Raw genomic sequence first — 8,723 nt, 5'->3', positions numbered from 1 at the left:
GGAAGCGAGAAGCGCCTCACGCTTGGAGACTGGCCTGAAGTTTCGCTAGTCCAGGCGCGCGAACTGCGGGACGAAGCGCGGCGGGCTGTGAGAGAGGGGGGCGACCCGCTACATGAGCGCAAGCGGGAAAAGACGATGGCAAGGCTTGCTGCTGGGAACAGCTTCCAGTCGGTCGCCGAAGATTTCATCGAGGTGAAATTCGTGGGCGGGCAAAAGGCGGCCGCAACAATCGAGAAGGCACGCTGGTACCTCTCTCATTTAACTGATCCGATCGGTGGACGGCCGGTCAGCGAAATCGAGCCAGCCGAACTGATGGTCGTTTTGAAGAAGATCGAAAAGGCCGGTAAACGGGAGACTGCGGTTCGCACGCGCGCCTTCGCCAGCCGTGTGTTTCGTCACGGTGTCGCGATGTCGCTTTGCAAGTCGGACCCGGCTGCCTTGCTGGGCGACGCTTTGATGTCACCGATCGTCACGCATCGAGCTGCCATATTGGAACCGCGCAAGCTTGGCGCGCTGTTGCGGGCAATTGATGATTACGGCGGTAGCGAGAGCGTCAAGATCGCGATGCAACTTTTGCCGCATGTCTTCGTGCGGCCAGGGGAGTTGCGCCTCGCCAAATGGAAGGAGATCGACTGGGACGAGAAGATATGGCGCATTCCTGCAGAGCGCACAAAGCTTCGTCGACCACACAGTGTCCCTCTGTCAGTACAATCGCTTGCTCTCTTCAATGAATTGCGGCGCCACACCGGATGGATGGACTGGATGTTCCCTGGAGAGCGGAGCCATCTCAAGCCGATGTGCGAGAATGCGATCAACACCGCCTTCCGCAGAATGGGGTTCGATCGTGAGACGGTGACGGCCCATGGCTTCAGAGCCACGGCTAGCACTCTGCTAAACGAGAGTGGGAAGTGGCATCCTGACGCGATCGAACGCGCATTGGCGCACGGGCATAGCAATGCTGTGCGTGGTGCATACGCAAGGGGCCAGCATTGGGATGAGCGGGTCCAGATGTCTCAGTGATGGAGTGACTATCTGGATGAGCATAAGGAAGGGGCGTGTGTCGTGCCTTTGGCCGTTAGGAAGTGCGCGGGGTGATCGGTTGGTCGTGCGGTCGTCATCGACCCATTTCTGCCGTTCAGGGTCCAATTCTTAATTCCCCATTCCGGACAGGCAGCTATTCTGCGACCCGACCAGAAGACCGGCGTGGGATCAGTGTTGGCGCCACGAGCATTGTGGCCGAATTGCCTGCCGCTAGTGGCGTATCCAGTAGCTCAAGCGCCGCTGCCGCGATCTGATCAAACGGGACCCGCATCGTCGTGAGCGGCGTCGGCAAATGGCTGACGATCGGGATATCATTGTAGCCAACGAGCGAGATGTCGCCGGGCACCGTGATCCCCATATTGGTGAGCTTCGAGAGTGCGCCGATGGCGGTATTGTCGTTCACTGCAAATATGGCGGTGGGGCGCTGATCCAGAGCCATGATTGCTTCAGCCGCTTCTGCCCCAGCCTCGATGCTGAAGCTGGATTCCATGATGAGCGATGGATCGAGGGCGATCGATGCTTCTTCCAACGCCTGTTTGTAACCAGCCAATCGCTCCCGGCTGCTTGAAGCAAAGGAGGGACCAGCGATGATGGCGATCCGCTGATGTCCAAGATCGATAAGATGCCGGGTCGCGAGATAGCCCCCAAGTCGATCATCGCCGATCGCTGACGGGCTGTGGCCATCCGTGCGCAACGCCAGGACATGCGGCACACCCCGCCTTTCGAGCTTGTCGGGCAGATCGTCACCGGTGCGCGCCGTGGCCAGAATCAGGCCATCGACCCCACGCTGGATCAGGGTCTCAGCTGCCCGCTCATCGGCATCGATATTGTCGTCGGTCGTCGCGACGAGCGCGATCCGCCCGTTCTTTGCGCAGGCCTTGGCGATCGCTTCGTACAGCATCGCCATGACCGTGTCGGTCAGGCGCGGGACGATCACGCCGATCGCCATCGTCTTGCCCCGCCGCAGGCTCGAAGCGGAAATATCACGGATATAGCCAAGATCGGCCGCCACCTGCCGCACCCGGCGCGCGGTGTCGTTGTCAGACTGGGGTAGCCGTTCATCGAGAATGCGCGATACCGTCGATTTCGACACGCCCGCCGCCGCGGCAACATCGTGCAGCGTGACCCGGCCGCCGCGCCCTTCCAAATCCCTGCTCATTCCTGCCATTCCGCCTTGATATCGCTCGCTCTCTTCACCGTTCCGATAGCCTGCTTTGCACCTTGCCGCAAAATCCACCTTGACACCAGCGCAGATTCGAAACGATAACGGGAACGTTCCCAGCAACGTTTTCATATAGGAGAGTTTCATGAGCCTTTACGATCCTGCGCCCAACAAGCGTCCTGCCCCCGCCAATGTCATGGACCTGCGCGGTCTCAATCCGGCGCCCGTCACCGTGTTCGACAGCGAAGGCAAGGTGGACTGGGCGGCCAATGCCGACCTCGCCAAATGGCTGGCCGGCAAAGAAGGCGTGAAGAGCCTCGTCATCCTGGGCCATGCCGGGGAAGGCACTTTCCTCACCACCGAGGAGCAGGTCCGCCTGATCGAAGTCTATGTCGAGGCGCTGGACGGCAAGATCCCCGTCATCGCCGGCATCACCGGTGAAGGAACCGAGGTCGCTGCCAAGGAAGCCAAGCGTGCGGCCGACGCCGGAGCGATCGGCGCGCTGGTCTATCCCTCGCATGGCTGGCTGCGCTTTGGCTATCAGGACGGTGCCCCGCAGGATCGCTATAAGGCGATCTACGAGGAATCGGGCCTGCAGTGCATCCTGTTCCAATATCCCGACGCCACCAAGGCGACCTACAACCTCAAGACCCAGCTCGAAATCGCAGCGCAGCCGGGCGTCGTCGCCACCAAGAATGGCGTACGGAGCATGAAGCGCTGGGACACGGAAATTCCCGTCCTGCGCAAGGAATTCCCGGACCTGCAGATCCTGACCTGCCATGACGAATATCTGCTGCACACTATGTTCGACGTCGACGGCGCGCTGGTCGGCTATGGCAATATCGCGCCTGAACTGCTGTTCGCGCTGATCCAGGCGGGCAAAGCCAAGGATTATGCCAAGGCCCGTGCCATCCATGACCAGCTGCTGCCGGTGACGAAGAATGTCTATCACCGTGGCTCGCACATGGAGGGCACCGTCGCGCTCAAGATCGCGCTGCGCGCTCGTGGCGTGCTGAAGAACGCCACCGTGCGGTCGCCGCTGATCGACCTGTCGAGCCAGGCCGAACAGGAAATCGAAGCTGCGATGAAGGAAGCCGGCATCGTCTGAAGCTGCCGCTGGACGTCCTTTCGGTCCGGGGCGGGCCGACTGAAATGGAAGGAAGTCGTTTCGCCCCGGCCGAAAGGCCATATCACGGCATAGGCGCGCGCCGCCCTCAGGGGCGGACCGCCTATCGCCATCAACCCAACAGAACAGACGCGCGGGCTTTCCAAGGCCCGGATAAGCGCGCAAATGGGAGAGGCTCAGATGAATGCTTCGATTGCATCTACCATGACGGCCGATCGCACTGGCGCGACAGCCATTGCCAGCGACAGCGGTGCAGCGCTGATCGCGCGACTTGAGCGCCTGCCGGTAACCCGCCCCGTGCTATGGGCACGCGGCTGCGTCGGCATGGCCACCTTCTTCGACGGATACACCACGATCGCGCTCGCCTATGCGATGCCGATCCTGGCCAAGGAATGGGATCTCGCTCCGTCGATGACGGCGGCAATCATCTCTTCAGGCTATCTGGGGCAATTGATCGGCGCGATCTTCTTTGGTTGGCTGGCCGAACGGATCGGGCGCCTGCCGGTACTGGCTATCGCTATCGGCATTTTCGCGGCGATGAGTGCGGCCTGCATCTTCGCCTGGGGGCCGCAGTCGTTGATCCTGTTCCGGTTCCTGCAGGGGATAGGCACGGGCGGTGAGGTTCCGGTCGCCAGCGCTTATGTCAATGAGCTGTCCGGCGCCAAGAAGCGCGGGCGTTTCTTCCTGCTTTACGAACTCCTGTTTCTGGTCGGCCTGACCGCCGCCGGCGCAATCGGTTATATCATGGTGCCCAGCCTTGGCTGGCAGTCTATGTTCATCGTCGGCATGGTGCCGGTGGCGCTGGTGATCCCGCTGCGTTTCTTCCTGTCGGAGAGTCCGCGCTGGCTAATCAATCGCGGCCGCTTCGCTGAAGCCGACAAGGTGATCCGCCGTCTGGAGGATAGCGCCATTCGCCATGGTCAGCCGCTGCCCGAACCGCGCCCGGCAACCGCCATTTTGGTGCAGGCCAAGCCGGCCGGTTCTGTCCGCGAGATGTTCGGCCCGCTTTATGGCCCGCGTACGCTTTTGCTCTGGGGCATGTGGTTTGGCGCCTATATGATCAACAACGGCCTGCTGACCTGGCTGCCAACCCTCTACCGCACGGTGTTTGATCTGCCAATCGATCAGGCCATCGGCTATGGCTTTGCCATGACCGGGATTGCGCTGGTCGCATCCTTCATTTGCGCCCTGACGATTGACCGGGTCGGTCGCCGTCGCTGGTACACCGGCGCGCTGCTGTTCGCCGCCGTACCGCTGACGGCTCTTTATCTGCTCGGCGCATCGACGCCACTGATGGTCTTTGCCCTGGCAACGCCGGCCTTTGCGGCGCTCCAGACCGTTACCTATTCGCTCTACCTCTATTCGGGTGAGCTCTATCCGACCCGATTGCGGTCGCTGGGGGCTGGGCTGGGATCAGCATGGTTGCGCGCAGGATCGATCGCGGGGCCCTGGGTGATCGGCCTCGTCATGTCGGGCGGTTCGATCGCCCCCGTATTTCTGGCCTTCGCTGCGGTCGCTGTCCTGACCGGCTGTGCGGTGCTGCGCTGGGCACCGGAGACCAGCGGCAAGTCTTTGGAAGAGCTCTCTCCCTGAGCGTCTCTGTCTCGCCGCTGGCGCCCTGACGCGCCGGCGGCCCTTTTCCCGTCACATCAGGGCACGCGCGCGAAGATTGCCGGTCCGTCGAGAGGATGTTCCATGGCCTACAGGTTCCTGGCATGCGCCCTTGCAGCGCTACCCTTTACATCTCCGTCTTGCGCCCATGCACAGATCGTCACAGTCCCGACCGATCGGCAGACGCGGGAGCAGACTATGCTCCCGCCGCCCGTAGTAACGACAATGGCATCGGCCAATTATCCCAAACCGCAGGTCCAGTTCCCACAAGTTCCCTTGCCCGAGGGCAAGTCTCTGACCGGACCTCTCGCCCCGCTCGGCCGATCGCTGGCCGACAAGGGCATCTATCTTCGGTTCCTGGCGGTCGACGAATTTGCCGGCAGCGTCAGCGGTGGACAGGAGCGCGGCGTCGGCAACTCCTATGCCCTGCCGTTCGGCACCGATCTAGACCTTGATCGGATGATCGGTCTCAAGGGCAGCTTCATCCATGTGTCGATGAATGTCTCGAAGGGCACGTCGCTCTCCGCAGATCATGCCGGTAATGCGATCAGCTTCCAGACACGTTACAAGGCCTTCCAGAATTTGCGGCTGGCCGCGCTCGCGGTCGAGCAGAATCTGTTCGACGGCAAGCTCAACATTTCAGGTGGGCGCGTGTCGCCGCTGACCTATTTCAACCAGTCCAACATCTATTGCACCTTCCAGAATAATTCGGTCTGCTTCAACCCGGCGGTCGTGCCGATCCAGGACCGGGCGCTCGGCTTCTTTCCCTATGGCACCTGGGGTGGCCGGATAAAGCTGGCGCCGGCCAAAGGTATCTATGTCCAGGCCGGGCTGTTCGAAGCCAATCCCTCGCTCAATCCAACCAACGGGTTCGACTGGTCGACCCAGGGATCGACCGGGCATCAGACCGCGGTGGAGCTGGGCTTCCAGTCTGCCTCGCCCAAGGCGCACTATCCCTGGCACCTGCGCATTGGCGGCTATCACAACACGTCGGATGTTGCGGATCCCTATCTCAACAGCGATCATCAACCTCGCCTTACCGCTGGGGGGACTCCGCTCCAGCATGATGGCCAGGCCGGCTGGTACGTCATGGGCGACGCTGTCACGGGCCACCTCCATGGCGACGTCAAACGGCCGGTGACGGTGTTTGGCGGAATGATCGGTTCGACGGAAAACTATGTCCCGTTCAAGGGACAGGCGATTGCCGGTGTCATCGTCACCGGCCCGCTTGCCGGACGCCCGCGCGATACGCTTGGCCTCGTAGGCAGCTATATCCGGATCGGCGACCGGCAGATCGATTATCTTCAGGCGTCCCGTATCGCAGCCGGCGGCACCGACCGCGTTCGCCGAGGAGAGGCGATCTTCGAACTCAACTATGGCATGGCGGTCGGCCGCAATGTGCGGATCAGCCCCAATATCCAATATGTCGTCAATCCCGACAATTTCCTGCAGCCGCGCGCCAGAAAACAATCAGGCGACATATTGGCCTTCGGCCTGCGCATCTCGGTCGATATCGCGGGTTTGCTGGGCATGCCTGCAATGAAATGACGCCCCTTCCCGGTCACTCAGTCGCGATTTTTCGTCTAACATTTCCTGTCGGTCTGCTTTTGCGTTGTTCTCGATCATATTGCTGATGGCCGGCATGTGGATTTTGAGCGTCAGGAAGGAGGAGAACGTCGATCGCCTTTCCATAACCAACTCTTCGACCAACAGCATTGCCAGCGCTCATCAATTGACTACATCTGTAGTCAATTGATGAGGAGGGGTTATGTTGCGTACCGTGATAGCCGCTGGCGCGTTGTGCATGCTGACGACAGTGGCGTCGGCCTCGCCCAAGATGAATGGCCAGTGGGTGTTGGTGGTCGATCGATGGGGAAATCCGGAGTATTCGACACTCAACCTGTCGATCCTGCAGGATGCGGTTTCCGGCGACTGGGACGGCGATCGTGTAGCAGGGACGATTGCTGGCAAGGCTTTGCATTTTTCGGTGACCGACAAGCGCGGAGCCGAATATGGGTTCGAGGCGCGTCTCGAAAAAGGCCGGCTGTCTGGTACCGCCAATTACCCTGATAATAATTTCCCGGATAGGCGGCAGACATTTGCCTTTTCCGCCAGACCAGTGCCCGAGCGTCCGACGGCTCAGCCGCGCGTGATAGAATATGCCCCGCAATCCTTTGCAAACAGCTTCTCGGCTGACCGCGATCCGGTCCTGACGATCTGGCCTGGCGATATCGTTCGAACCTCGACAATCGATTCCGGCGGCATTGATGCAAATGGCGTCACGCGCGCATTGTTCGGCAATCCGCAGACTGGCCCCTTCTTTGTTGCGGGAGCACAGCAAGGCGACACGCTCGCGATACACATCCGCAAGCTGACGCCCAATCGAGATTGGGCAGAGAGCCTCGACACGATCGTGACACGCGTACTGGGGGCGGGCTTGAGTGCAAAAGCGTCCGATCTTGGCCGGCCAGTGCGATGGCGCCTCGATCGGGAGAGCGGATTTGCAACGCTCGAGGAGCCTGGAGATCGATTGAAAGACTATCGCGTCCCATTGCGACCAATGCTCGGCGGCGTCGGCCTGGCGAGTGGCTTTGCTTCGCCTCCACTCTCGACAGGGGATACCGGTCGTGCAGGCGGCAACATGGACTTTCCCGAGGTGGTTGCGGGCAACACCGTCTTTTTGCCAGTACAGCAACCCGGCGCGTTGCTGTATCTGGGTGACGCACACGCGCTCCAAGGGGACGGCGAAACCTCCCAATATGCGCTCGAAACGTCGATGGACGGCGAATTCTCGGTCGAGATCATCAAGGGAAGCGCGATCATGATGCCAAGGGTCGAATCGCCAGATGCAATCATGGCATTGGGGCAGGCCGGCTCGCTCGACGAAGCCACGAGGGCCGCAACCACAGGTTTGATACAATGGCTGCAGCAGGATTATGGGTTGAGCCTGTCCGACGCGGCAAAGGTGTTGGGAAGCGCAGTGCGCTATTCAATCCCGAACCTCGCAGGCCGAAGTGTTGGCGTGGCTGCGCGCATCGACAAGGCGTTGCTTCCGGCTCGATAGCAACCAGCTGCAGGAACGGCTTCTTAGCGAGCCACGGCGCATAACCGCCGTCGCAGCTGTGGCCGTTCACGATCCACCTATGTTGAAGCCAAGATCGATCGGTCGGCGGCGCAGCGCGCATCGGCTGACAATGACAGCGCGCCCGCATTCTCCTTCTGCCACTGTCGATTGAAATGATTGACCTTGCGGATGAGGCACAGTGGTTCAGCCTTGGACGCATAGCAGTCGTTTCTGGGGGCGACCCACGCCGGACGCTCCGAGCCAAATTTTCGATCCCCAGCAGCGGACGTTCCGCTTTCCTGACAGCTCCCGACCAACTTCCCTCAGGCCGAGCGCTCATTTCTAGCGTGATGGTACCTTGGATAGGGTAATACGAACCGTGATAACGTCACCATCCGCCAGCTTTTCTGCTTTTCTCACGCTCGCCTTGATGGGCAGCATGTAGCCCTGGATGGCCTTGCTCGGAAAAACCGATGTGCGCCAATACGTTTTGCCGATGCCGGCCTCTACGTAGACCGATCCCCAAGCCGCTGATTGGCCCGACGATGCTACACGAATGGCTTCGGCGACCTCGCCGTCGATCGTTAGAAAATGCCACGACATCGATGAAGGCTGACCATCCTTGCCTTTCCCGCGCCACAACCAGATAGGGCCGACATGCTCCCAAGCTGTTTCGTCAGGTGAGACGTCTCCGCCTAGGGTCAGGACCCATTGATATA

The 8,723-nt window shown here is 60.7% G+C and carries 7 protein-coding genes; 5 read left to right on the top strand and 2 right to left on the bottom strand.

Features of this window, described 5'->3' with window-relative positions:
* Positions 1-1,020: tyrosine-type recombinase/integrase (locus ACUCV3_RS27125; RefSeq protein WP_279776411.1), on the top strand; the 1,020-nt coding region annotated here is incomplete at its 5' end.
* A gap of 154 nt (positions 1,021-1,174) precedes the next feature.
* Here the strand turns inward: ACUCV3_RS27125 and ACUCV3_RS27120 are convergent.
* Positions 1,175-2,350, bottom strand: coding sequence for a LacI family DNA-binding transcriptional regulator (locus ACUCV3_RS27120; RefSeq protein WP_199909679.1), 1,176 nt, complete (start codon positions 2,348-2,350; stop codon positions 1,175-1,177).
* Here ACUCV3_RS27120 and ACUCV3_RS27115 point away from each other — a divergent pair.
* The 4 genes from ACUCV3_RS27115 to ACUCV3_RS27100 all read left to right on the top strand — a co-directional run bounded on the left by ACUCV3_RS27115 (position 2,349) and on the right by ACUCV3_RS27100 (position 8,004).
* A complete protein-coding gene (locus ACUCV3_RS27115) occupies positions 2,349-3,311 on the top strand; it encodes a dihydrodipicolinate synthase family protein (RefSeq protein ID WP_279728782.1) in 963 nt (320 codons plus the stop codon). The genes ACUCV3_RS27120 and ACUCV3_RS27115 overlap by 2 nt on opposite strands.
* A gap of 198 nt (positions 3,312-3,509) precedes the next feature.
* Entirely contained in the window at positions 3,510-4,922 is a 1,413-nt protein-coding gene (locus ACUCV3_RS27110) for an MFS transporter (RefSeq protein WP_482241463.1), read from the top strand.
* A 216-nt stretch (positions 4,923-5,138) separates the two neighbouring features.
* Positions 5,139-6,488, top strand: a complete 1,350-nt coding sequence (locus ACUCV3_RS27105; protein WP_159078647.1) for a carbohydrate porin — start codon at positions 5,139-5,141, stop codon at positions 6,486-6,488.
* 220 nt (positions 6,489-6,708) lie between these two features.
* Positions 6,709-8,004 carry an acetamidase/formamidase family protein gene (locus ACUCV3_RS27100; RefSeq protein ID WP_279728784.1) on the top strand — a complete coding sequence of 432 codons (1,296 nt, stop codon included), beginning with the start codon at positions 6,709-6,711 and terminating at the stop codon, positions 8,002-8,004.
* 342 nt (positions 8,005-8,346) lie between these two features.
* Here ACUCV3_RS27100 and ACUCV3_RS27095 read toward each other — a convergent pair whose 3' ends face one another.
* A complete protein-coding gene (locus tag ACUCV3_RS27095) occupies positions 8,347-8,709 on the bottom strand; it encodes a DUF1905 domain-containing protein (protein WP_482241464.1) in 363 nt (120 codons plus the stop codon).
* Between the last annotated feature and the right edge of the window lie 14 nt (positions 8,710-8,723).

It is taken from the genome of Sphingobium sp. VMM, from assembly GCF_056790315.1.
Note: the sequence above shows the minus strand (reverse complement) of the source record. Positions and strands in the feature narration are given on the sequence as shown.